General features: G+C 41.7%; 19 protein-coding genes. 15 read left to right on the top strand and 4 right to left on the bottom strand.

Annotated features, from left to right (window positions below; translation table 11 throughout):
• Positions 1 to 142: 142 nt before the first annotated feature.
• The 6 genes from pepP to gcvP all read left to right on the top strand — a co-directional run bounded on the left by pepP (position 143) and on the right by gcvP (position 9,276).
• A complete protein-coding gene (gene pepP, locus ACPEH5_RS07300) occupies positions 143 to 1,465 on the top strand; it encodes a Xaa-Pro aminopeptidase (RefSeq protein ID WP_042845055.1) in 1,323 nt (440 codons plus the stop codon).
• Between the two features lie 32 nt (positions 1,466 to 1,497).
• Positions 1,498 to 2,676 carry a 2-octaprenyl-6-methoxyphenyl hydroxylase gene (ubiH, locus tag ACPEH5_RS07295; RefSeq protein WP_166687129.1) on the top strand — a complete coding sequence of 393 codons (1,179 nt, stop codon included), beginning with the start codon at positions 1,498 to 1,500 and terminating at the stop codon, positions 2,674 to 2,676.
• A 27-nt stretch (positions 2,677 to 2,703) separates the two neighbouring features.
• Complete coding sequence (gene ubiI, locus ACPEH5_RS07290; protein WP_129466211.1) at positions 2,704 to 3,933, top strand: FAD-dependent 2-octaprenylphenol hydroxylase; 1,230 nt, start codon at positions 2,704 to 2,706, stop codon at positions 3,931 to 3,933.
• 544 nt (positions 3,934 to 4,477) lie between these two features.
• Entirely contained in the window at positions 4,478 to 5,572 is a 1,095-nt protein-coding gene (gene gcvT, locus ACPEH5_RS07285; protein ID WP_281110418.1) for a glycine cleavage system aminomethyltransferase GcvT, read from the top strand.
• 45 nt (positions 5,573 to 5,617) lie between these two features.
• A complete protein-coding gene (gene gcvH / locus ACPEH5_RS07280; RefSeq protein WP_042845049.1) occupies positions 5,618 to 6,010 on the top strand; it encodes a glycine cleavage system protein GcvH in 393 nt (130 codons plus the stop codon).
• A gap of 389 nt (positions 6,011 to 6,399) precedes the next feature.
• On the top strand, positions 6,400 to 9,276 hold the full coding sequence (gcvP, locus tag ACPEH5_RS07275; protein WP_281110416.1) for an aminomethyl-transferring glycine dehydrogenase: 2,877 nt from the start codon (positions 6,400 to 6,402) through the stop codon (positions 9,274 to 9,276).
• A 115-nt stretch (positions 9,277 to 9,391) separates the two neighbouring features.
• Here the strand turns inward: gcvP and ACPEH5_RS07270 are convergent, their stop codons facing one another.
• The 3 genes from ACPEH5_RS07270 to ygfZ form a co-directional block, all read right to left on the bottom strand.
• Positions 9,392 to 10,282, bottom strand: coding sequence for a hypothetical protein (locus ACPEH5_RS07270; protein ID WP_225832977.1), 891 nt, complete (start codon positions 10,280 to 10,282; stop codon positions 9,392 to 9,394).
• 160 nt (positions 10,283 to 10,442) lie between these two features.
• Positions 10,443 to 11,063 (bottom strand): HD domain-containing protein, encoded by a 621-nt coding sequence (locus ACPEH5_RS07265; RefSeq protein WP_042845046.1) that lies wholly within the window; start codon positions 11,061 to 11,063, stop codon positions 10,443 to 10,445.
• Positions 11,064 to 11,074: 11 nt separating this feature from the next.
• On the bottom strand, positions 11,075 to 12,064 hold the full coding sequence (ygfZ, locus tag ACPEH5_RS07260) for a tRNA-modifying protein YgfZ (RefSeq protein ID WP_129466207.1): 990 nt from the start codon (positions 12,062 to 12,064) through the stop codon (positions 11,075 to 11,077).
• Between the two features lie 249 nt (positions 12,065 to 12,313).
• On the opposite strand from ygfZ, the gene sdhE reads away from it, so the two are divergent.
• On the top strand, positions 12,314 to 12,580 hold the full coding sequence (gene sdhE / locus ACPEH5_RS07255) for an FAD assembly factor SdhE (protein ID WP_042845042.1): 267 nt from the start codon (positions 12,314 to 12,316) through the stop codon (positions 12,578 to 12,580).
• Positions 12,561 to 12,971 (top strand): protein YgfX, encoded by a 411-nt coding sequence (locus ACPEH5_RS07250; protein ID WP_042845040.1) that lies wholly within the window; start codon positions 12,561 to 12,563, stop codon positions 12,969 to 12,971. Before sdhE ends, ACPEH5_RS07250 begins: the two co-directional genes overlap by 20 nt.
• Before the next feature lie 53 nt (positions 12,972 to 13,024).
• On the opposite strand, the gene fldB is transcribed toward ACPEH5_RS07250, so the two are convergent.
• Positions 13,025 to 13,543: a flavodoxin FldB gene (fldB, locus tag ACPEH5_RS07245; RefSeq protein ID WP_206226968.1), complete on the bottom strand. Its 519-nt coding sequence runs from the start codon at positions 13,541 to 13,543 to the stop codon at positions 13,025 to 13,027.
• 117 nt (positions 13,544 to 13,660) lie between these two features.
• Between fldB and xerD the strand changes: the two genes are divergently transcribed.
• From xerD to ACPEH5_RS07210, 7 genes are all read left to right on the top strand, one after another.
• A complete protein-coding gene (gene xerD, locus ACPEH5_RS07240) occupies positions 13,661 to 14,563 on the top strand; it encodes a site-specific tyrosine recombinase XerD (RefSeq protein ID WP_129466206.1) in 903 nt (300 codons plus the stop codon).
• A 21-nt stretch (positions 14,564 to 14,584) separates the two neighbouring features.
• On the top strand, positions 14,585 to 15,289 hold the full coding sequence (gene dsbC / locus ACPEH5_RS07235) for a bifunctional protein-disulfide isomerase/oxidoreductase DsbC (protein ID WP_042845413.1): 705 nt from the start codon (positions 14,585 to 14,587) through the stop codon (positions 15,287 to 15,289).
• A gap of 9 nt (positions 15,290 to 15,298) precedes the next feature.
• Positions 15,299 to 17,032: a single-stranded-DNA-specific exonuclease RecJ gene (recJ, locus tag ACPEH5_RS07230; protein ID WP_210815194.1), complete on the top strand. Its 1,734-nt coding sequence runs from the start codon at positions 15,299 to 15,301 to the stop codon at positions 17,030 to 17,032.
• Positions 17,033 to 17,151: 119 nt separating this feature from the next.
• Positions 17,152 to 18,253 (top strand): peptide chain release factor 2 gene (gene prfB, locus ACPEH5_RS07225; RefSeq protein WP_105881210.1). Its coding sequence is split into 2 segments (ribosomal slippage): positions 17,152 to 17,229 and positions 17,231 to 18,253, totalling 1,101 coding nucleotides; the frame shifts between segments, so codons are not numbered across the junction.
• 7 nt (positions 18,254 to 18,260) lie between these two features.
• Positions 18,261 to 19,778, top strand: a complete 1,518-nt coding sequence (gene lysS, locus ACPEH5_RS07220; protein WP_042845032.1) for a lysine--tRNA ligase — start codon at positions 18,261 to 18,263, stop codon at positions 19,776 to 19,778.
• 844 nt (positions 19,779 to 20,622) lie between these two features.
• Entirely contained in the window at positions 20,623 to 21,171 is a 549-nt protein-coding gene (locus ACPEH5_RS07215) for a hypothetical protein (RefSeq protein WP_281110411.1), read from the top strand.
• A gap of 20 nt (positions 21,172 to 21,191) precedes the next feature.
• Positions 21,192 to 24,595: hypothetical protein (locus tag ACPEH5_RS07210; RefSeq protein WP_423727026.1), on the top strand; the 3,404-nt coding region annotated here is incomplete at its 3' end.

The following is a 24,595-nucleotide window of genomic DNA, read 5'->3' as shown; positions in this document are numbered from 1 at the left end:
TTTACACATGAGCTCTGTTTTATCACTAAAATAGGGGAACTTAGAGCTGGTTTATCCAGCTTTGGGTCATTGTCGCCAGCGCGTATTGTTCGCTAGCATAATATTAGCAACATCATAATTCAGATAATAAGGCAAAAACGGTATGAATAAACAGGAATTTATTTCTCGTCGTAACGCATTATTGGCAAAAATGCAGTCAGGTAGTGCAGCAATTATTTTTTCTGCCCCGCCTGCACAGCGCAATGCGGATTGTGAATACCCTTATCGTCAGCACAGTGATTTCCTTTATCTGACCGGTTTTAGCGAGCCTGAAGCTATATTAGTCTTAATTAAAAGTGATGAAAAACATAGCCATACTGTTCTTTTTAATCGGGTCCGCGATTTAACAGCTGAAATTTGGTTTGGGCGTCGTCTTGGTCAAGAGGCCGCTCCTGAAAAGCTAGGCATTGATAAAGCCTTACCATTTAACGAAGTTGAAGAGCAGTTGTATCAGTTACTCAACGGATTAGATGTGGTTTACCATGCTCAAGGTGAATTTGCTTACGCAGATAAACTCGTTTTTGATGCACTAGATGTTTTACGTAAGGGAAGCCGTCGTAATCTGCGTGCGCCAGAAACTATGGTGGATTGGCGTCCGATTGTGCATGAAATGCGTTTATTTAAATCGGAAGCAGAAATTAATACGATGCGCGAGGCAGGGCGGATTTCAGCCCTTGCACATATCCGAGCAATGGAAACTTGTCGGCCAAATATGTATGAATACCAGTTATGCGGTGAGTTAGAGCACGAATTTACCCGTCATGGTGCACGTTTCCCTTCTTATAATTCTATTGTTGGAAGCGGTGAAAACGCGTGTATTTTGCATTACACCGAAAATGAATGCCAAATGAAGGATGGTGAGCTGGTATTAATTGATGCAGGGGCAGAGTTTGAGGGATATGCGGGGGATATTACGCGTACATTTCCTGTTAATGGTAAATTTAGCCAAGCTCAGCGCGAAGTCTACGATATCGTGCTGAAAGCTCTAAATACCGCATTAGAATTGTATCGCCCGGGAACGAGTATGCATGAGGTTACTCGCCAGATTGTGCGTATCAAAACCGAAGGCTTAGTGGCCTTAGGTATTTTACAAGGCGATGTCGATCAATTGATCGAAAACAAAGCATATCAAGCTTTCTTTATGCATGGTTTAAGTCATTGGTTAGGGCTAGATGTGCATGATGTCGGTTTTTATGGGACCGATAGAGACCGTATACTTGAGCCTGGGATGGTATTAACCGTCGAGCCTGGTTTATATATTGCACCAGATGCTGATGTGCCTCCTCAATACCGTGGTATCGGCATACGTATTGAAGACGATATTGTGATCACTGCAGAGGGCAACGAAAATCTGACAGATCTGGTCGTGAAAGACCCAGATGAAATAGAAGCTTTAATGTTGCAAGCAAAACAGCGTTTGGTTTAAAAAGAGTTATTAATAAAGGTAAGAAATAACGCATGAATGTGATTATCGTGGGGGGCGGAATGGCGGGCGCGACGTTAGCACTCGCTATTTCTTCCCTTAGCCAAGGAAAGTTATCGGTTTCACTCATCGAGGCCGCTTTACCGGAAGGCAAACACCCTGGGTTTGATGCTAGAGCCATTGCATTAGCACATGGTACTTGCCAGTATTTATCAAAAATAGGGGTGTGGCCTGCATTCTCAGATTGTGTGACACCGATTAATCACGTTCATGTTTCTGATAGAGGGCATGCGGGTTTTGTCAATATTGCCGCAAAAGATTATCATATTGCCGCATTGGGTAATGTGATTGAGTTACATGAGGCTGGAACCCGTTTATTCTCCCTTCTGCATAAAGCGCCGGGGGTGACATTATACTGCCCCGCCAAAGTCGAAAGTGTTCATCGTGAACAAGGCTCTGTTAGCGTGACTTTGGACAATGGTGATACAGTAACTGGTCAATTATTGGTTGCCGCTGATGGTAGCCATTCTGCGATTGGTAAAGCATGTAACATACAATGGCAACAGGATGATTATGGGCAAGTAGCCATCATCGCTAATGTGAAAACGGCGGTTGACCCAAAAGGCCAAGCATTTGAACGCTTTACTGAATTTGGCCCCCTTGCACTATTACCTATGTCACAAGGGCGTAGCTCTTTGGTTTGGTGCCACCATCAAGAACAAGCTGATGCCATTAATGCATGGGATGATGCAACATTCATTCACAGGCTACAACAAGCATTTGGTTGGCGTTTAGGTGAGGTTGTGATGGCCGGTAAGCGTCATTGCTACCCATTAGTATTACGCAAGGCACTGACACCGGTCAGCCACCGAGTGGTACTGGTTGGTAATGCAGCACAAACATTACACCCTATTGCAGGGCAAGGCTTTAACTTAGGGCTCCGTGATGTTATGCAATTAGCTCAAACGGTGGTGAATGCACATGCTGATAATCAAGATATCGGCAGCTATTCGTTGTTAAGTCAGTACCAACAAATACGGGCTCTCGATAGGGACAAAACCGTCACAATGACCGATGGGTTAGTACGCATATTTGCTAACCGTTGCTTACCACTGATTGTTGGCCGTAATTTAGGCTTAATGGCAATGGAAATGTTGCCACCCGCTCGCGATGTTTTGGCGCGCCAAACATTGGGTTGGGTTACACACCAATAACCACGAAATAGAGAGGAAATTAATAACATGCAATCATTTGATGTGGTTATCGCTGGCGGGGGTATGGCTGGACTTGCGCTGGCTTGTGGTTTAGAAGGCAGTGGCCTACGTATCGCTGTGGTTGAAAATACCCCCCCTAAATGCACATTTTCAGCGGCAGAACCTTACGCATTAAGAGTGTCGGCAATTAATGCAGCGAGTGAGAAATTACTTACTCACTTAGGTGTTTGGTCAGCTATTAAAGAAATGCGAGCCTCAGCTTACGGTGGTATGGAAGTCTGGGATAACGACAGCTTTGGCCGTATTACATTTTCTGCTAACGAACAAAATTTGACCCATTTAGGTCATATTGTTGAGAATAATGTGGTGCGAGATGCTTTATGGCATAAAGCGTCTCAACTAAGGGATGTAACGTTATTAGCGCCTGCAGCGATAAAAAAAGTGGCTTGGGGGGAAAATGATGTTTTTATCACATTAGAAGATGAAAACATGCTGACGGCAAGGCTAATAGTTGGGGCTGATGGGGCAAACTCATGGTTACGTAGCCATGCTGATATCCCGCTGACTTTTTGGGATTACGAGCATACTGCGCTTGTTGCAACTATCAGAACCGAAAAACCCCATGAAGGGATCGCAAGGCAAGCTTTTAATGGTGAAGGCATTTTAGCGTTTTTACCCTTAAGTGACCCACACCTTTGTTCTATTGTTTGGTCACAAGGGGCAACGGAGGCTGCAAGGCGACAAACGTTAGATAAGGCAAGTTTTGATAAAGAGCTCGCAGTGGCGTTTGATTTACGTCTTGGTCTTTGCCAATTAGAAAGTGACAGGCTAACAATACCATTAATAGGGCGTTATGCTAGGCAATTTGCCGCTCAACGCTTAGCTTTATTAGGTGATGCGGCACATACTATCCACCCATTGGCTGGTCAAGGCGTTAACCTTGGTTTTATGGATGTGGCGATGTTAATTGGTGAAATTAAACGCTTACATCGGGAGGGTAAAGACTTTGGCCAATATCTCTACTTGCGTGATTATGAGCGTAGTCGAAAACACAGTGCTGCATTGATGCTAGCGGGGATGCAAGGTTTCCGAGAGCTATTTGAGGGGAATAACCCTGCGAAGAAACTGCTGCGTGATATTGGTTTAGTTTTGGCTGATAGTTTGCCGGGTGTTAAACCCCAGTTATTGAACCATGCTATGGGGTTATCTGATATGCCTAAATGGTTGGAAAAACTATCATTAGAAGAGTCGCTCTAATTTCTTGTTCAGTAAAGGTATAGCGCCAGTTATACCTTTATCTTGTCATATTAAATTCCAAGTCTGTTAATACATATTCTGTTGCCAGAAATAACTCGTATTGTTTAATCCCTGATCCTGCCATGGTCTTTCGTTTAATTTGCTATTTGGGCGCAGTATTATTTTCACAGTATGACTGAAAAAAACTAATTACAGCTACATTTCGCATTAGTTTTATTTATTTTGCTCGTTGGGTTTTGCTCTCCAATTTTATTCATAAAGAATATAATCTGGTTGCTTTTTAATCTATTCTGCCTTGATTGTAAGCATTTTGAGTGATCATTCTCAATTATTTAACAAAAAGCACTGGTAAAAGTAGGATGTAATCAGTAATACAGTGGAGCAGTAGCCCTATTTTTTTTTATAGAATCTAGCCGCGAACAATGGTAGGTTTTTAAAAATGTTATCGTTTGCGTCAGGTTAGTAATGCCAATTGATTAATCGATAATAGGTATTCTTAACCACGCAATCACCCTGTCATATAAATAATGTAAAGAGGGTATTCATGGTAAAGCAAACAACACTATATGAAGAGCATATAGCCTGCGGCGCAAAGATGGTGGATTTTCATGGCTGGATGATGCCGTTGCATTATGGTTCTCAAATCAATGAACATAATTTCGTCAGAACCGATGCAGGGATGTTTGATGTTTCCCATATGACTATTGTCGATTTACATGGTGAAGGTTGTCGTGACTTTCTTCGTTATCTACTCGCTAACGATATCAATAAACTTACAGAGAAAGGTAAAGCCTTGTACACGGGTATGTTAAATGCATCCGGTGGGGTTATTGATGACCTGATTGTTTATTATTTGGAAGAGGGTTTCTATCGTTTGGTGGTTAACTCTGGGACAAGGGATAAAGACATTGCATGGATTGAGCAGCACGCAGCGGGTTATGCTGTCGAAATTCGTGTACGGGATGATTTAGCCTTATTGGCAGTTCAAGGCCCTCAAGCTCAGCAAAAAGTACACTCCTTGCTCAGTGATGAGCAAAATAAAGCCATTGCTGGCATGAAACCTTTCTATGGTGTCCAAACAGGGGATTTATTTATCGCCACGACAGGGTATACCGGTGAAAAAGGTTATGAAATTGCGATGCCGAAAAATCAAGTTGTTGGTTTTTGGCATAAGTTATTAAAAGCGGGTGTCCATCCTGCTGGCCTTGGCGCACGTGATACATTGCGTTTAGAAGCAGGTATGAATCTCTACGGTCAAGATATGGATGAAAGTATTTCCCCTCTAGCCGCGAATATGGGGTGGACGGTTGCTTGGAAACCGGAAGACCGCCAATTTATTGGGCGTGAGGCATTAGAACAATTATGCGAACAAGGAACTGAAAAACTCGTCGGTATTGTGATGCGTGAAAAAGGTATACTGCGAGCAGGGCAAGTGGTCCGCTTTACTGATGAATTGGGTAAATTACAAGAGGGGGTAATCACGAGTGGTTCTTTCTCTCCAACTCTCGGATTTAGTATTGCGTTGGCGCGTGTCCCTAACGGAATTCAAGACAAAGCGATTGTTGAAATTCGACATCGAGAAATGCCAGTTGAAGTGGTTAAACCGGGCTTTGTCCGCGAAGGTAACTGCTTAGTGTAATTTGGGGTAACCCGATAAACAAATTTTAAAATTGAGAGGCAAATAATGAGCAATACACCTAAAGAATTATTGTATACCCGTGAACATGAGTGGCTGCGTGATGAAGGTAACGGTGAGTATACCGTTGGTATTACTGAGCATGCGCAAGAAACTCTGGGTGATATGGTGTTTGTTGATTTACCTGAGGTTGGTAGCGTGGTTAGCGCAGGTGATGACTGTGCTGTTGTGGAATCCGTAAAAGCGGCATCTGATATCTACGCACCTTTGAGCGGTGAAATTGTTGCAGTTAATAGCGACCTGAATGATTCACCTGAACTAGTAAATGAACAGCCTTATCAAGAAGGTTGGATTTTCCGAATTAAAGCGTCGGATACCTCTGAGCTGGCGGACTTAATTGATGCGGCGGGTTATATCTCAATGATTGAAGTCGAAGAATAATTTATTCGTCATATTTTGTGTTGTGGCGGTGTTGGCTGCACTCGACAACTCGGGTCACATACTAGTGTATGCTCCCCAAGATTGTCTCCGCTTGCCGCCTAGCCACAACGCAAACTATTTAGAATAAATACTTTCAGTATGAGTTATAAGATGAATTATTTATAGGGTTTATTAATACGTTTGTTTTGTGGGTGTTGGCTGCACTCGACAACTCGGGTCACATACTAGTGTATGCTCCCCAAAATTGTCTCCGCTTGCCGCCTAGTCACAAGATGAACTATTTAGAGAGTTGAAAAATATAATTAGCAAGCAACAAGTCGTTACCTCGCAAGTTCCGTAATAACCGCCCTACAACTTATGCATAGCAGACAAAGGATGGGAACACAGATATGTCGATGTCACTGAGTCAATTAGAAAACCGTTCAGAATTTATTTCACGCCACATTGGTTCATCAGAACAACAAATAAAAACCATGTTAGATACTGTGGGTGCAACCTCATTAGATGCTTTGATGGACAAAATTGTTCCTAAAGCAATTTTACTTTCAGAGCCACCAAGAGTAGGTGGTGGGGCAACTGAACAGGAAGCTTTAGCTGAATTGAAAGCTATCGCATCACTGAATAAACGCTTTAAAAGTTATATTGGGATGGGTTATGCACCCGCGGTGCTTCCCCCTGTTATTTTGCGTAACTTATTGGAAAACCCCGGTTGGTACACAGCTTACACGCCATATCAACCTGAAGTTTCACAAGGCCGCTTAGAATCATTACTTAATTTCCAGCAGTTAACGATTGACCTTACCGGATTAGACTTAGCATCAGCCTCATTATTAGATGAAGCGACTGCGGCGGCTGAAGCCATGGCGATGGCAAAACGAATTAGTAAGTTAAAGAATGCTGAACGTTTCTTCGTTGCTGATGATATTCACCCGCAAACCCTTGACGTTGTAAAAACACGAGCCGGTACCTTTGGTTTTGAAGTGATTGTTGATAGTGCAGAAAAAGTTCTTGAACATGAAGGGGTGTTTGGGGCCTTGTTACAACAAGTGGGCACAACCGGTAATATCCATGATTACAGTGAACTATTCGCAACATTAAAACAGCGCCAAATCGTTAGCTGTGTTGCTGCAGACATGATGGCATTAGTGTTATTAGCTGCACCGGGTAAACAAGGGGCCGATATCGTATTTGGCTCAGCGCAGCGTTTTGGTGTACCTATGGGCTATGGCGGTCCACATGCAGCTTTCTTTGCTTGCCGTGATGAGTTTAAACGTGCAATGCCGGGGCGTATTATCGGTGTGTCACGCGATGCCGCGGGGAATACAGCATTGCGTATGGCGATGCAAACCCGTGAGCAGCATATTCGTCGTGAAAAAGCGAATTCAAATATTTGTACCTCACAAGTTTTGTTAGCCAATATTGCGGCTATGTATGCGGTTTATCATGGTCCTGAAGGTTTAAAAAGGATTGCTGGGCGTATTCATCGCTTCACATCAATCTTTGCTAAAGCTTTAGCCGAAGCGGGGTTCTCATCACGCCATAAAACTTGGTTTGATACTTTAGCAGTTGAAGTGGAAGATAAAACCGCAGTATTAGCCCGAGCAGAAAAAGCAAACATCAATTTACGGACGGATATTCGTGGAGCCGTGGGGGTCACCTTTAGTGAAGTCACCACTCGCCAGGACTTAAATGAGCTGTTTACGGTGATCACGGGTATTGACACTAAATTGGATTTTGAAAAATTAGACCAATCTGTTGCAAATCAAGAACACGCCATTCCAAAATCTATGCAACGGGCAGATGAAATCTTAGTTCATCCGAATTTTCATCGCTATCACAGCGAAACAGAAATGATGCGTTATATGCATAGCCTTGAGCGTAAAGATTTAGCGTTGAATCAAGCGATGATCCCGCTGGGGTCGTGTACGATGAAGCTTAATGCAGCCGCGGAGATGATCCCGATTACATGGCCAGAATTTGGGGAGCTACATCCATTCTGCCCTGTGGACCAAGCACAAGGCTATCATCAAATGATTGAACAGCTTTCTCATTGGTTGGTGCAATTAACGGGTTACGATGCGGTTTGTATGCAACCTAACTCAGGTGCACAAGGGGAATATGCAGGGCTGCTCGCTATCCGCCGTTATCATGAAAGCCGTAATGATGGGGGGCGGAATATTTGTTTGATCCCAGCTTCAGCTCATGGAACCAATCCAGCGTCTGCCCATATGGCAGGTATGGAAGTCGTGGTTGTACGTTGTGATGATGAAGGGAATATCGACTTAGACGATTTACGCGATAAAGCGCAGCAATATAGTGATGTACTTTCTTGTGTCATGGTGACTTATCCATCTACACATGGGGTTTATGAAGAAAGTATTCGCGAAGTCTGTGAGATTATTCATCAATATGGTGGGCAAGTTTACCTTGATGGAGCAAATATGAATGCTCAGGTTGGGTTAACGACACCGGGCTTTATTGGCGCGGATGTGTCTCACTTAAATTTACATAAAACATTCTGTATTCCTCATGGTGGTGGCGGTCCAGGTATGGGTCCAATTGGGGTGAAAAAACATTTAGCTCCGTTTGTACCAGGGCATTCAGTAGTTGAACAAGAAATGGTCACAGACCAAGGTGCAGTTTCTGCTGCTCCATTTGGTAGCGCTTCTATTTTGCCCATTAGCTGGATGTATATCCGAATGATGGGCTCTTATGGCTTACGCAAAGCGAGCCAAGTGGCTATTTTGAATGCGAACTATATTGCTAAACGCCTTTCCAGCCGCTATGACATTTTATATACAGGGCAAGATGGTTACGTTGCTCATGAATGTATCGTTGATTTACGCCCAATTAAAAAGGATACCGGCATCAGTGAGCTTGATATAGCTAAACGGTTGATTGACTATGGTTTTCATGCCCCAACCATGTCTTTCCCTGTGGCAGGGACGTTGATGATAGAACCAACGGAATCGGAATGTATCACTGAAATCGACCGTTTTATTGAGGCGATGTTAGCAATACGGGATGAGATTGACCAAGTGGTTGAAGGGCAGTGGACGCTTGAGGATAACCCTCTGGTGAATTCTCCTCATGTCCAAACCGAGCTAACGCAAGAATGGCCTCACAGTTATAGCCGTGAATTGGCTGTGTTCCCGACGGCGCAAACCAAAGCTAATAAATATTGGCCAGCGGTTAAACGTCTTGATGATGTGTATGGCGACCGTCATTTACATTGCTCGTGTGTTCCGATTGAAGAGTATATGTAAGATATAATTTAAAGTGCTCATATCATGTTGAGCACTATCAATAAATTAGTTATAAGGCTTGAACTCAATATTAGACTGAGTCAGGCCTTTTTCTTTAATATATTCACATGATAAATTAAGGTGAATACTGGGTGATCCCCGTATAGTTTTTACCTTGATAAACTTTCTCAACGTCACCGGTCGGTATTGTTACGCGATAAACCCCGCCATTTAGGTCTGCGACATACATTAATTGAGCAGGTTTATCATAAGTGAGACCGATAGCTTCTTTGAAACCACGGCTGATAACTTTGTGATTATTGACGCCATGCGCCGTCACATTTGCACAATTTAAACTATTACCATCCGGTTCGGCACCTCTATCCGTCCAATATAAAAGACAGGCTTCTTCATCAAGTAATAGGTCAATAGGCTCAGGTAGGCGATCAAGTAATAGTTCAATATCAGTTCGGTTCTCGGGTGGTTGCTGAATGTTTGGTTTTAGTGGTGCTCTGAAAATACGACCAAGATTACCTTTTGGCGTCCCTTTTTGTGTCCAATAAACCCAATTGTTGGGAATATCTAAAGAAATACCGACACACTGGTCTAAAATATCAACTTGGTTTTGCTTATTTCTGGGCCTTGCCACATGAGTTTGCAAGTTTGAGCCATCGACATGGCAAGAAGCAACTTTTCCCCCTTCGCGATCACACCAATATAGCCTTTGATTGATTAAATCGAGTTGTAGCTGTTTTGGTGTTCTGACATCTCCATGACCTAACAACATTTTTCGCCCACTACCATCGAAGTTCATTACGTTAATTGAACCATCATCAGCGTCATAATCCTCTCCCATATTACTCCAATAAATTAATTTATTCGTTGGGTCGACGGCGATACCATCTGGTGTTCCACCTAATTGTTCTATTAGGCATGTAATTTGATAGGTTGATTTATTAAACTGAATAATGGCTGGAGAATGGACATCAAGTAACAATAGATAAGGGGATGAGCTAATTTTATTCATTGGCATATGTCACCTAATTGATAATCAATACATCACGTGAATGTTTGTTTAAACCATAGGTAACATCTTATTAATTAGCAAACTATTAAATGTATTAAAAATTAGTTTTGAAGGAGGTTATAGGATTTTTATAAGCGACCGTTAAGCCGCTTATCGGGAATTACAGTAACCAGCCTTTTTGCTGGGCTTGCTCTAACTGTAATTTAAGTTGTTGATAAAAATCAGGAAGAATTTGCTCTATATAATCACATTTACTGATTACTTGCTCAAGACGGATGTTGTTTTCAACCCAGCTTTGCCCTTGATTATGTAAATTCATCAGCATTGGCATAGCCCTATCAATCGCATTGGCGTAAATGGACTCAGGAGTTTCAAGCGCATCATATTCATTCCATAATGCTAAAAGCGTTTCAGCTTGCGGGCTAGGCAATAGGTTGAAAATACGATTAGCCGCTTTAACTTCTTCTTCATGGATAGCGTCACGAGCAGCATTATCGAATACCATGACATCACCTGCGTCAATTTCAACTATGTCGTGAACTAATGCTAATTTAATCGCATGCTCAATGTTAACACCTTGAACATAAGGGGCGAAGCTCATGGCTGCAACTGCAAACTGCCAGCTATGTTCGGCAGTATTTTCTTGGCGTTCGCGATTCAATAACTTATTTTTACGGTAAATACTTTTGAGCTTATCTAATTCCATTAAAAATTGGACGACCTCGGTAAAAGCCCCAAACTTGATAACCTCAATAGGCTCGTTACCTAATACAGATGACATAAAAACTCCAACTATTTTTCTTCTAATGAATATGGCAACGGTACGATAGTTAAATGGCTTTGCTCATCACCCATAACGCGAAAAACACTGTCAGGTTCCATATCGTTATTCATAATGATTTGCACATATATTTTGCCATTCCCTAAGCGAACCGTGGCAAGAACTGTCCCAGTACGGCGCCATTTATCGCCGAGTTGCCATTCAACGCCTTCACCAATATTTGGGAGTGTTGAACCTGTTCCTTTTAACAAATACATTGCGCGTTTATTGGCACCACGAAATTTGGCCCTAGCGACCATTTCTTGACCCGTGTAACAGCCTTTTTTAAAGCTAATTCCATCAGGAAGAGCTTGTAAATTAGCCGCTTGAGGTAAGTGTTGAGCGCTATTTTCTTGGTCTATAACGGCAAAGCCTGCTTCGATATCGAGTGCTAACCACTGTTCATCACTGACTTGTGGGGCACCGAGTGTCTGCACTATTGTCTGTGCTGTTGCCTCTGTTGTAACCACTAAAAAACGTTCTGTAGGTAATGAAAAATAGAGTAAAGTCGAATCACCGTCAGTGACTACTTGGTTTTGTTCGTCAGGTAAAACGCTAAAGACTGCTGAAAGTGCTGCTCTTGCTCCTTTACCTGCTACCCCAAGTAGCTTAAGCTCATTTTTTTTCTCAAATGTTACTTTGGAAAAAACCGCATATTTTTTGAGTTCAGCGAGTTGCGTATCAGCAATACTGCTTCTTAATAAATAAGAGAACCCTTCTAAATGATGGAATAACCGCAGGTCACTCCACATTTTACCTTTTGGGTCGCAATGGGCAGTTAATGCATGTGATTGAGTGAGTGTGGCAACATCTGCGGTCACTTGGCCTTGTAAATATTTTTCTGCGTCTAGGCCATGAAGGTGGATAAGTTCCCAGTTTTCCAGTGAAATCAAAACGAGCGGTAAAGAGTGTGATTCAAAGGGAAATTGTTGTGTACTATCAATATCAATTTGGGTAGTCATGATTTCACCTGTTGTTCTTTGATAGATAAAGGTGCTTAATGGTAAAATAGCTAGATAACATTGCAAGTAGTTATTATGATACCACGGGTATTATTGAGTATTTTTTTGTTATCTGTTTGTAGAAAAACGGCATTTTACTACTAAAATTACAACAATGTAGCCTATGGCATGTTTTCTCAGTAGATAATCTGTTAGAGTATTGAAAATAATCAATCTTATCAGTTAACTGCAACAAAAGGTCGTAGTGGAATGGATATTGAGAACAAGGCGCGAATTCATTGGGCTTGTCGCCGCGGTATGCGTGAGCTAGATATTTCAATCATGCCATTTTTTGAGTATGAATATGATAGTCTGACAACCAATGATAAACAGGTGTTTGTCCGTTTATTGGAGTGTGCTGACCCTGATTTATTTAACTGGTTAATGAATCACGGTCGCCCAGATGACGACGAGCTATTTCGTATGGTAAAACTGATTCAGGAAAAAAATAAAAATCGTGGTCCTGTGGAAATCTAATCTTTCCATTTCATGGAAAACACAGTTTTTTTCAACCTGTGTTCATGGGGCAGTAGGCATGTTTTTGCTTGTTGCACCATGGGCACCGGCTCATTCAATGATATGGTTGCCACTTCTTGCGGTTGTGGTGGCTAGTTGGGCAAAAAGCCAAAAGAACATCAGCAAAATAAAAGGGGTTGCTGTGTTGGTTAATGGTAATAAAGTCCAATGGAAAAAGAATGAATGGAATATTGTGAAAGCACCTTGGTTGAGCCGCTATGGCATCTTATTGTCATTAGAAGCTTTACAAGGTAAGCAACAAAAAATTCACCTATGGGTTGCTAAAGACTCTGTTTCTGAGGAAAGTTGGCGTAATTTGAACCAATTATTACTTCAATACCCTGATATTTAAGGCTACTGAAAAACAAGTAGCCGTAAAGAACCTTAGTCACTGATGTTCATGTATTACAGGGAAGCTTCGATTTCTTGCAAAATTTGCACACACCATTGCGCAATGCGCTCATCGGTCTGCTCAAATTGATGAACTTCATCTAATGCTAGCCCAACAAATTTATCACCCTGTTCATTTAAGGGTTTTGGGCTTTCGAATTCATAGCCATCAGTAGGCCAAAAACCGACAAATTTGACACCTGTTGGTTTTAATTGGTGGTATAACATGCCCAAGGCATCAAGAAACCATTCGCTATAATCTATTTGATCTCCTAACCCGTACATAGCAACAATTTTATTTGCTAAGTTAAGAGTGGGAAGCGCTTCCCAAATTTCTAGCCAATCTTCTTGTATTTCACCAAAATCCCACGTTGGTATTCCCAAAATAAGAATATCATACTGTTCCATTTCAGTTGGCGGTGTATCGTTAACGTTATGCAGTGTGACGAAATCATCGCCCAGAATATCACGTATTTTTTCTGCAACCATTTCGGTATAACAGGTACTAGAACCGTAAAAAAGACCTATTTTCATATATATTGTTACTATGTCCAGCTATGGTTTTCATCACAAGAGATGTATTGTAACAGAAGCAACTACATTCAGGCATAATAGAATTGTGTGGTCTTACCCTAAGGAAGCTCATTTTTCGTGGAAACAAAACAACTTAATCCATTAATTGAACAATTTCTTGATACCATTTGGTTAGAACAAGATCTTGCCGAAAACACTTTGGCATCTTATCGTAATGACCTTCAGTCGTTAGACAACTGGCTTGATGCTCACCAATTGTATTTAGAAAGTGTTCAGTCAATTGACCTGCAATCTTTTTTAGCAGAACGCATTGATGGCGGTTATAAAGCGACCAGCTCTGCTCGCCTATTAAGTGCTATGCGTAGGTTATTTCAGTATTTGTATCGTGAAAAAATACGTCTCGATGACCCATCTGCGGTTATTGCAGCACCCAAAATCCCTCAGCGTTTACCTAAGGATTTAAGTGAGCGGCAAGTCGAAGATTTATTGAATGCACCCGCAACAGAGGATGCGCTTGAGTTACGAGATAAAGCGATGTTAGAAGTGTTGTACGCTTGTGGTTTGCGAGTATCTGAATTGATAGGCTTAACATTTTCAGATATCAGTTTACGTCAAGGTGTCATCCGTGTGGTAGGTAAGGGTGATAAAGAAAGATTGATTCCATTGGGAGAAGAGGCAATATACTGGCTAGAAAAATATATTGATGAAAGTCGTCCTGAACTATTGAATGGCAAAACCAGCGATATTTTATTTCCCAGTAAGCGTGGCACTAAAATGACACGGCAAACTTTTTGGCATCGGATAAAATATTATGCAGTACTTGCTCATATTGATACTGAACTACTCTCACCCCACGTACTGAGGCATGCATTCGCAACCCATTTATTGAACCACGGGGCGGATTTACGTGTTGTGCAAATGTTATTAGGTCATAGTGACTTATCCACAACACAAATTTATACCCATGTTGCCACAGAACGGTTACGCATGTTACATGAGCAACATCACCCAAGGGGGTGATGTATGATTAAAGGATTATCTATGAAACGCAAATTGTTATTATTGGCTGCCGCGTGTATTACGGCATTTACAGCGACAGTATATGGCGCAACCGAAGAAAAAGTGATCCGCGATACGTTAGAAAAATACGATATGTCGGTTGAGGCAATTAAACCCTCACCAATAGTCGGCTTGAATGTCGTTGAAACAACAACTGGTATTGTTTATATCACTGACGACGGTAAATATTTACTGCAAGGGCCGATTTATGACATGAGTGGCAAAAACCCAGTCAATATTAGTAATCAGCCACTGATGAAAAAAATTGAAGCACTAAAAAATGAAATGATTATTTTCAAAGCGCCTCGAGAAAAATATGTTGTTACTGTCTTTACCGATATTAGCTGCGGTTACTGTAAAAAATTGCATGAATCTGTTGGTGAGTTAAACAGTAAAGGGGTTACGGTTCGTTATCTTGCATATCCGCGTCAAGGCGCTGATAGCGACGTAGGTAAAAAAATGGCATCAATATGGTGTAATGGTCTCCCTCAAAAAGCCTTGACTCAGGCATTTAAAGGGGACGAAATTGCGATGATTGATGGTTGCAAAATTGACTTAAGCAAACATATGAATGTCGGCAATTTATTTAAAGTCACAGGGACGCCTGCCATCATATTACCAGACGGCCAAATGTTACCCGGTTTTCTTAAGCCAGATGCTCTTATCCAGTTACTTGACCAAAAATAGTTAATTATTGTGAATGTAGAAACGTTATTACAACAAAGAACCCAAGATAACTCGGCTGTCCAATTACCTGGTTTACCGGAGCTGTTACAGCGCATTTATCGGCATCGGGGGATCACGGACATAACGCAATTAGAACGTAAAGCGTCTAATTTATTGGACTATCGTTCATTAGCTGGTATTGGGGATGCGTTATCACTGCTTTATCGCGCATTGGTTGAACATCAGGCGATCACCATCGTTGGTGATTTTGATGCAGATGGGGCAACGAGCACGGCATTAGCTATCCGCGCCTTAAAAGCGATGGGCTATGCAAACCTTAATTATATTGTTCCTAATCGTTTTGAAAATGGCTATGGTTTAACGCCGCTTGTTGTTGAAGAAGCTTATAAACGCGGGACAAATTTAATTATTACTGTTGATAATGGTATTTCATCTCATGAGGGAGTTGCCGTAGCTAACCAATATGGAATAAATGTCATTATTACGGATCACCATCTGCCCGGCGAAGTTTTACCTGCAGCTGATGCAATTATTAACCCAAATCTAAATGATTGCCGTTTTGCGTCCAAATCACTCGCTGGTGTTGGCGTGACCTTTTATTTGATGTCTGCATTGCGTGCACATTTACGCCAACAAGGGTGGTTTACGCAACAAGGTCTTAGTGAGCCTAATTTAGCAGAGTACCTTGATTTAGTCGCATTAGGGACTGTGGCAGATGTGGTTCCCCTTGATACCAATAATCGCATTTTAGTTCATCAAGGTTTAAACCGTGTTAGAGCAGGCCGTTGCTGTGTTGGTATTAAAGCATTAATTGAAGTTTCTAAACGGGACTTATCTAGGTTAGTCGCAAATGATTTCGGTTTTGCACTTGGTCCAAGGCTAAATGCTGCGGGTAGGTTAGACGATATGTCCGTGAGTATTGAGTTATTATTAACAGATGATATGGCCCATGCTCGGGAGCTTGCTAACGAACTTGATGGTTTAAACCAAACACGTCGCGATATTGAAGCAGGGATGCAACAAGAAGCATTGGTTCTGTTTAATAAACTTGAATACGGTAATAACCCATTGCCTAATGGCTTAGCGATTTACCATCCTGAATGGCACCAAGGTGTTGTTGGGATTTTGGCTTCAAGGATAAAAGAACAATACCATCGCCCGGTTATTGCTTTTGCACCGGCAGGGGATGGGATATTAAAAGGGTCAGGGCGTTCAATTCAAGGTGTACATATGCGAGATGCTTTAGAGCGGCTAAATACCTTACAACCTGGGCTGATGCAAAAATTTGGTGGCCATGCCATGGCGGCTGGGTTGACTTTGGACGTCGATAAATTTGATGTTTTTAAACATCATTTTGAACTATTAATGGGTGAGCTCATTCAGCCCGAGCAGCTTTCAGGCGTAGTTTGGAGCGATGGTGAGTTATCGCGCCATGAATTTTGTTTAGAAACAGCTGAGCTTCTTCGCGAAAGTGGCCCATGGGGGCAAGCATTCCCTGAACCTGTATTTGACGGGCATTTCCAGTTGCTACAACAAAGGTTAGTTGGGGAGCGTCACCTTAAATTGATGTTAGAACCTGTTTGTGGTGGGCCTATGCTAGATGCCATCATGTTTAATATTGATGTTCGCCGGTGGCCTGATAACAGCATCAAGAAAGCAAAAATTGCGTTTAAACTTGATGTAAATGAATACCGTGGGCAAAAAAATGTCCAGTTAATGGTTGAACATATTTGGCCGGATTGAGCTAACAAATAGCCAGAGAAATAGCGTTTGATGCCGCTATAAACCTGAGATAAATTCCGTTATACTAAACGGTTTGTAAATAAAAATTTTATTTTTGACTAACCATAAGATATTGAAAAATGACGTTTGAAATAAACCCAGTAAAAAGTAAGATTCAGGACCTGTCTGAACGGACAGAGGTTCTGAGGGGGTATCTTTGACTATGATGCCAAGAAAGAACGCTTAGAAGAAGTCAACGCTGAACTTGAGCAACCAGATGTCTGGAATGAACCAGAAAGGGCTCAGGCACTTGGTAAAGAACGCTCATCCCTTGAAGTTATCGTAGAAACGATTGACCAGATGGTTCAAGGCCTTGAGGACGTAGAAGGTTTATTGGAGTTGGCTGTTGAGGCCGACGATGAAGATACTTTCAACGAAGCCGGTGCTGAGTTAGAGCTACTACAAGGTAAGTTAGAGCAGCTCGAATTCCGCCGTATGTTCTCAGGTGAGTATGACAGCGCTGATTGCTACATTGACTTACAAGCAGGTTCTGGCGGTACTGAAGCGCAAGATTGGGCAAGTATGCTGTTACGCATGTATTTGCGCTGGGCAGAGTCAAAGGGCTTTAAAACCGAGATTATTGAAGAATCTGATGGTGATGTTGCTGGGCTGAAATCTGCAACGGTCAAAATTATTGGTGACTATGCCTACGGGTGGCTAAGAACGGAAACCGGGGTTCACCGTTTAGTGCGTAAGAGCCCGTTTGACTCAGGTGGGCGCCGTCACACCTCTTTTAGTTCTGCGTTTATTTACCCTGAAGTGGATGACGATATTGATATCGACATTAATCCAGCGGATCTGCGTATTGATGTATACCGTGCTTCTGGTGCTGGTGGTCAGCACGTTAACAAAACAGAGTCAGCGGTTCGTATCACACACATTCCAACGAATATTGTGACTCAATGCCAGAATGACCGTTCGCAGCATAAAAACAAAGACCAAGCGATGCGCCAGTTAAAAGCTAAGTTATACGAACTGGAAATGCAGAAGAAAAATGCAGATAAGCAAGCGATGGAAGAGAACAAATCCGATATTGGCTGGGGAAGCCAGATTCGTTCTTATGTCCTTGATGATGCAAGAATAAAAGATTTACGTACTGGTGTGGAAACGCGTAACACGCAAGCCGTACTGGATGGTGATTTGGATAAATTCATTGAAGCTAGTTTAAAAGCTGGCCTGTGAGGAAAAAATGTCTCAGGAACAACAAGGCGCTGAACAAGCACCTGATTTGAATAACGAACTTAAAGCCCGCAAAGAAAAATTAGTGGCATTGCGTGAAAAGGGTATTCCATTCCCCAATGATTTTCGTCGTGAAAATATTTCTGACAAAATTCATGCTCAATATGATGATAAAACATCAGAAGAGCTTGAAGACTTAAATATTGAAGTGTCGATTGCAGGTCGTATGATGACTCGCCGTATTATGGGTAAAGCGTCATTTGCCACGTTACAAGATGTTGGTGGGCGCATCCAGATTTACGTATCTCGCGATGATTTAGCCGAAGGCGTCTACAATGAGCAATTCAAAAAATGGGACTTAGGTGACATCCTTGGTGCAAAAGGTCGTTTATTTAAAACCAAAACAGGTGAATTAACGGTTCATTGTCACGAAGTGCGTTTATTAACTAAAGCGCTTCGCCCTTTGCCTGATAAATTTCATGGGTTAGCAGACCAAGAAACACGTTATCGTCAGCGTTATCTTGATTTGATTGCTAACGATGAGTCACGTCATACATTTATTGTTCGTTCGAAGATCCTTGCAGAAGTCCGTAATTTCATGGTGGATAATGGCTTTATGGAAGTCGAAACACCAATGATGCAAGTTATCCCTGGCGGGGCATCTGCTCGTCCGTTCATTACTCATCATAATGCGTTAGATATTGATATGTATTTACGTATTGCACCAGAACTGTACTTAAAACGGTTAGTTGTTGGTGGTTTTGAACGTGTATTTGAGATTAACCGTAACTTCCGTAATGAAGGGCTATCTCCACGCCATAACCCAGAGTTCACTATGATGGAACTCTATATGGCGTATGCGGATTACCGTGATCTGATTGCTTTAACTGAAGATCTCTTCCGTACACTGACACAAAAAGTGTTAGGGAATACGGTTGTTCAATATGGTGAGCAGCAGTTTGATTTTGGTAAACCATTTACTAAATTAACAATGAAAGAAGCTATCTGTAAATATCGTCCAGAAACTAATGTTGCTGACTTAGACGATATGGATAAAGCGGTTGCGATTGCTCAATCAATTGGTATCAAAATTGAGAAGAGCTGGGGTCTTGGCCGCATTCAATGTGAGATTTTTGAAGAAGTTGCGGAAAGTCATTTAATCCAACCAACTTTTATCACCGAATATCCGGCTGAAGTATCACCATTAGCGCGTCGCAATGATGATAACCCATTCATCACTGACCGTTTTGAATTCTTCATCGGTGGTCGTGAAATCGGTAATGGTTTCTCGGAATTAAATGATGCGGAAGACCAAGCAGAGCGCTTTGCCGAACAAGTTCGTCAAAAAGATGAAGGTGATGACGAAGCGATGTTCTATGACGAGGACTATGTTACTGCATTAGAACATGGTTTACCGCCAACAGCTGGTCTTGGTATTGGTATTGACCGTATGGTGATGTTGTTTACTAACAGTCATACAATTCGCGATGTTATTTTGTTCCCTGCATTGCGTCCAAGTAAAGCTTAAATACTATATATGCCCAGTTAAATCTGGGCATTTTATTTATCCCCATCCTTTTACTCTTTTTATGCTTTATTCAAGCTCATCATTTTAGTTGTAAAATTACTACCTTGTTTGTTTTATATTGCAATGTCTCGTTTAAGTTTGCACATTTAATCGCTGTGCCCCTGCTAAATACGACGAATGAAACATATATTAAAATCAAAAATAAATTTGAGTTACGAATGGTATCAATTTAATATAAGTAATTCTGACAGATAGCTGGTATAATTGATGGCGCAAAATTACTGTTATACTAATGTGTGCTTCTATGCAACATATTGATTAAGTATAAGTTTTATTGTTTTTTTTGCGAAGTTTGTAGCTAATGTTTTAAAGTGAACTGCATTTATTATGGATAGCTCTTCGCTATGCTAAAGCATTCTTTAACCCGTTGTTTGTAATAAAAATGAAAAATAAATTTGTTTTGCAAAGTGGATGACTGCTTTATTTGTTAGCAAGTGTTACAAAGAAATACTTAGAATTAGGCTTGACCTAAGATGTTATTAGACTGTTTGATTTACGATTAGGTTAACGGTTTAAATAATCTTTTGCTAACATAATATAATTAAAAAGCCTACTCATAGGTGTTGAGTTATCACTTATTTGGCGTATTAATGAGAATAAGCTCATAAAAATAACTAAAATGTAGCGATAAAATTATTTTGAAACTAAAATTAATTTAATCATAAATTTATGAGAACACTCTATTTCTACATTCGGGCTTATAGAAAATAGCTAATTTTTAGCTTACACTAGGTTTCTTGGACATCATTATAATAGCGAAGAAAAGTGCTGGTAAGGTAACCATATGTTTTTAAAAAATAAATTTTATGTTGCATCTTTGCTTATAGCAAGTACAGCTCTTCTTTCAGGTTGTACATTTGGCTCAGACACATACAATACAGCAACACCGAACACCCCAAGTAAGCAGGTAGTCAATACTAATACCGCTCAACCAGTAGCGGATGCAACCGCAACTCAAGGGCAGGTTGATGATTCTTACCCTGAATCTCAAAAAGTTCTAAATAATGCTATCGACCGCACACCAATAGCATCCACAAGTTATGGTGGTAATGCGGCTAACCAGCAAACATTTGCTCATCTAAATACGTGTGTTAAAGAATTAAACGCATTAAAAACGCTCTCACCTAAAGATTACAATCGCTTAGTAGGTTCATTTAAAGAGGTTAGCGAAATCAACCGCCTATATCGACAAGTTGAAGGTACTGCTAGCCCCGACACAATTGAACTATTACAAATGGCAATAGAGTCTAAAACTAAAGTGTTGTGCGCAAAAGTTCGCTATAACTCAGTATTGTCTACCGAATCAACGTTGAAGAAAATTAGTGGATTATGAGAATAAACCTTAGGCTTTGTGTGTCGCTGGCACTTGTTACGACTTTTTTTAGTCATGCTCCAAAAGCAGAGCGCTTTAACAATGTTATTGATGATTTTGATACTTACCTTCAATTAGAAAAAGAAGGTAAGGTGCAAGAGCAAAAACAACAATTACCAGTTAATACACAAAACCAAGGTTATGATATCTTTTCTTCGCTATCTACGGTCCCTGCGCCAAATGAAAAACAAAAGTCTGCGGCAGCCAACAAAGGGACCAAAGGAAAGAACTCAGGGAAGAAAAAATCACCTGCGGCATCAAACAAGAAAAATGATGTAGCGAAAACTGAGGCTGAAAATTCAGATACAACAACCTTTCCTGAAGTTTGTGCAGTGACAACCGAAAATGTGGTTGCACCTGTTTTATTGTCGTCCTATCCTTATTTTTTCCAAAGTAATCAATGGAATCCGGCCTATCTCGCGAAAGACTTTGTGAAATATCAACTTGTCCTCGATCCACTGGGTTTGTATTCATCTAAATATACGAAACCAACGGGTATTGATGCTTCAGCTTACCTTGAGCAATTAGCTAAACTTATTGAACGTCAGCAATTAACCAATTTATATAAATTTGGTATTGCGCAAGGGGTAGGGCAATTAATTGCGTATAACAACTTGTTGAACGATGATCAATTAGTCGCAGAACTTATTAATCATAATAAGAGTATTGCTCAGTTGACGCATACAATCACTGAGAAACAATTTGAGATTGATAAACTGAATGCTGAGGTGCTTAAAAATAAAGAGCAAATCGCACAATTACAGGCTGTATTAGATTCATCAGATGATCAATCGCTAATTGATACTTTGAATACTAAATTAGCTGAAGCGCAAAAAGCTATTGAGCAAAAACAAAATAGCCTTGAACAATTAAGCCAAGAAAACCAACAAACACAAGAAACCATTGCTCAACTTGAAAATCAACTGAATGATAGTATTACTGAGCAATCAAAACTTAAACAGCAATTGGCTGAGAAAGAACAATTATTTGTTGCAGCAAATCTGAAGATTGAACAACTTACGGCGGATATTGCTAAATTAGAGTTAGATGCGAAAAATCAATTACAGATGGCAGGTAATACTGATGAGCAAATAAAATCAGTCACTGCTGAACTGTTGCAGCAAAAAGAGTTGCTTAAGCAGAAAGAAAGTGAATTAGCAGCAGTACAGAGCCAAAAAGATGATGTTCAAGTGGCTTTGAAGGCGCAGCAAGATAGTGCGAAATTATTAGAACAACAAAACCAACAGTTGCAGTCGCAATTAGTTGAGAAAGAACAGTTAGCTGAGAAAATCCAGGCATCATTAGCAGAAAAAACACTTCAAGCAGAACAAAAAGCCGCTTTAGAAGTTGCATTAAAAGAAGCTCAAGAACAGCTTAACAATCACCAGACCACACAAAACACACTCGCAAAACAATTAGTAGATAGCGAAAAACAACAAGCACGATTACAGGCTCAATTAAGCCAAAATGAGCAGAATTACTCAGTTGCACAGGCCCAGTTAAAACAAGCCAACGCAGAACTGCAAAAATTGCAAGCGAATGTGGAAAAACAAACCGCTATGATGAACCAAGCCAGCGATGCTCAAGTGAAAGCGCTGACGGCGGATTTGAATAAGCAAATTATTTTGCTCAAGCAACAAGAAGAAGGCTTAGAAAAATCACAAGCTGAAAACCAAGCCACGCGTGAAGCGTTAGCCAAACAACAAGCAGCAGCGAAAGCTTTAGAGCAGCAGAACCAGCAGTTGGCGAAGCAGTTGCAAGACAAAGCGCAGCAAGCGGATAAAATCCAAGCGTCATTAGCGGAACAAACCGCGAAATTAGCCCAGAAAGCGGCGTTAGAAAGCGAATTGGCGGCAGCGAAGAAACAGCTGGCAGAGCACCAAGCGGCGCAAAATGCATTATCGAAACAGTTTACTGACAGCGAGAAGCAGCAACTTGCGCTGCAAGCGCGTTTGCAGAAAAATGAACAGGATTACGCCACGGCACAGGCGCAGTTAAAACAAGCCAATGCAGAGCTGCAAAAACTGCAAGCAAACATGGAAAAACAAACCGCCATGATGAGCCAAGCCAGCGATGAGCAAGTGAAAGCGCTGACGGCAGACTTGAATAAACAAATTGCGTTATTGAAACAAAAAGAAGCTGGGTTGGAGAAAGCGCAAGCTGAGAGCCAAACCACGCGTGAAGCGTTAGCCAAACAACAAGCAGCAGCGAAAGCTTTAGAGCAGCAGAACCAGCAGTTGGCGAAGCAGTTGCAAGACAAAGCGCAGCAAGCGGATAAAATCCAAGCGTCATTAGCGGAACAAACCGCGAAATTAGCCCAGAAAGCGGCGTTAGAAAGCGAATTGGCGGCAGCGAAGAAACAGCTGGCAGAGCACCAAGCGGCGCAAAATGCATTATCGAAACAGTTTACTGACAGCGAGAAGCAGCAACTTGCGCTGCAAGCGCGTTTGCAGAAAAATGAGCAGGATTACGCTACGGCACAGGCGCAGTTAAAACAAGCCAATGCAGAGCTGCAAAAACTGCAAGCAAACATGGAAAAACAAACCGCCATGATGAGCCAAGCCAGCGATGAGCAAGTGAAAGCGCTGACGGCAGACTTGAATAAACAAATTGCGTTATTGAAACAAAAAGAAGCTGGGTTGGAGAAAGCGCAAGCTGAGAGCCAAACCACGCGCGAAGCGTTAGCCAAACAACAAGCAGCAGCGAAAGCTTTAGAGCAGCAGAACCAGCAGTTGGCGAAGCAGTTACAAGACAAAGCGCAGCAAGCGGATAAAATCCAAGCGTCATTGGCGGAACAAACCGCGAAATTAGCCCAGAAAGCGGCGTTAGAAAGCGAATTGGCGGCAGCGAAGAAACAGCTGGCAGAGCACCAAGCGGCGCAAAATGCATTATCGAAACAGTTTACTGACAGCGAGAAGCAGCAACTTGCGCTGCAAGCGCGTTTGCAGAAAAATGAACAGGATTACGCCACGGCACAGGCACAGTTAAAACAAGCCAATGCAGAGCTGCAAAAACTGCAAGCAAACATGGAAAAACAAACCGCCATGATGAGCCAAGCCAGCGATGAGCAAGTGAAAGCGCTGACGGCAGACTTGAATAAACAAATTGCGTTATTGAAACAAAAAGAAGCTGGGTTGGAAAAAGCGCAAGCAGAAAGCCAAACCACGCGCGAAGCGTTAGCCAAACAGCAAGCGGCGGCGAAAGCTTTAGAGCAGCAGAACCAGCAGTTGGCGAAGCAGTTGCAAGACAAAGCGCAGCAAGCGGATAAAATCCAAGCGTCATTGGCGGATCAAACCGCGAAATTAGCCCAGAAAGCGGCGTTAGAAAGCGAATTGGCGGCAGCGAAGAAACAGCTGGCAGAGCACCAAGCGGCGCAAAATGCATT

Source organism: Providencia sp. NPDC089933 (genome assembly GCF_049545585.1).
Lineage (GTDB): Bacteria > Pseudomonadota > Gammaproteobacteria > Enterobacterales > Enterobacteriaceae > Providencia > Providencia huashanensis.
The sequence above is the reverse complement of the archived record's forward strand: the minus strand, read 5'-3'. Positions and strand labels throughout refer to the sequence as shown.

Excerpts from the sequence above, each read along its gene's own strand:
- pepP (WP_042845055.1), top strand. The coding sequence starts at position 143 with ATGAATAAACAGGAATTTATTTCTCGTCGTAACGCATTATTGGCAAAA.
- ubiH (WP_166687129.1), top strand. The coding sequence starts at position 1,498 with ATGAATGTGATTATCGTGGGGGGCGGAATGGCGGGCGCGACGTTAGCA.
- ubiI (WP_129466211.1), top strand. The coding sequence starts at position 2,704 with ATGCAATCATTTGATGTGGTTATCGCTGGCGGGGGTATGGCTGGACTT.
- gcvT (WP_281110418.1), top strand. The coding sequence starts at position 4,478 with ATGGTAAAGCAAACAACACTATATGAAGAGCATATAGCCTGCGGCGCA.
- gcvH (WP_042845049.1), top strand. The coding sequence starts at position 5,618 with ATGAGCAATACACCTAAAGAATTATTGTATACCCGTGAACATGAGTGG.
- gcvP (WP_281110416.1), top strand. The coding sequence starts at position 6,400 with ATGTCGATGTCACTGAGTCAATTAGAAAACCGTTCAGAATTTATTTCA.
- ACPEH5_RS07270 (WP_225832977.1), bottom strand. The coding sequence starts at position 10,282 with ATGAATAAAATTAGCTCATCCCCTTATCTATTGTTACTTGATGTCCAT.
- ACPEH5_RS07265 (WP_042845046.1), bottom strand. The coding sequence starts at position 11,063 with ATGTCATCTGTATTAGGTAACGAGCCTATTGAGGTTATCAAGTTTGGG.
- ygfZ (WP_129466207.1), bottom strand. The coding sequence starts at position 12,064 with ATGACTACCCAAATTGATATTGATAGTACACAACAATTTCCCTTTGAA.
- sdhE (WP_042845042.1), top strand. The coding sequence starts at position 12,314 with ATGGATATTGAGAACAAGGCGCGAATTCATTGGGCTTGTCGCCGCGGT.
- fldB (WP_206226968.1), bottom strand. The coding sequence starts at position 13,543 with ATGAAAATAGGTCTTTTTTACGGTTCTAGTACCTGTTATACCGAAATG.
- dsbC (WP_042845413.1), top strand. The coding sequence starts at position 14,585 with ATGAAACGCAAATTGTTATTATTGGCTGCCGCGTGTATTACGGCATTT.
- lysS (WP_042845032.1), top strand. The coding sequence starts at position 18,261 with ATGTCTCAGGAACAACAAGGCGCTGAACAAGCACCTGATTTGAATAAC.
- ACPEH5_RS07215 (WP_281110411.1), top strand. The coding sequence starts at position 20,623 with ATGTTTTTAAAAAATAAATTTTATGTTGCATCTTTGCTTATAGCAAGT.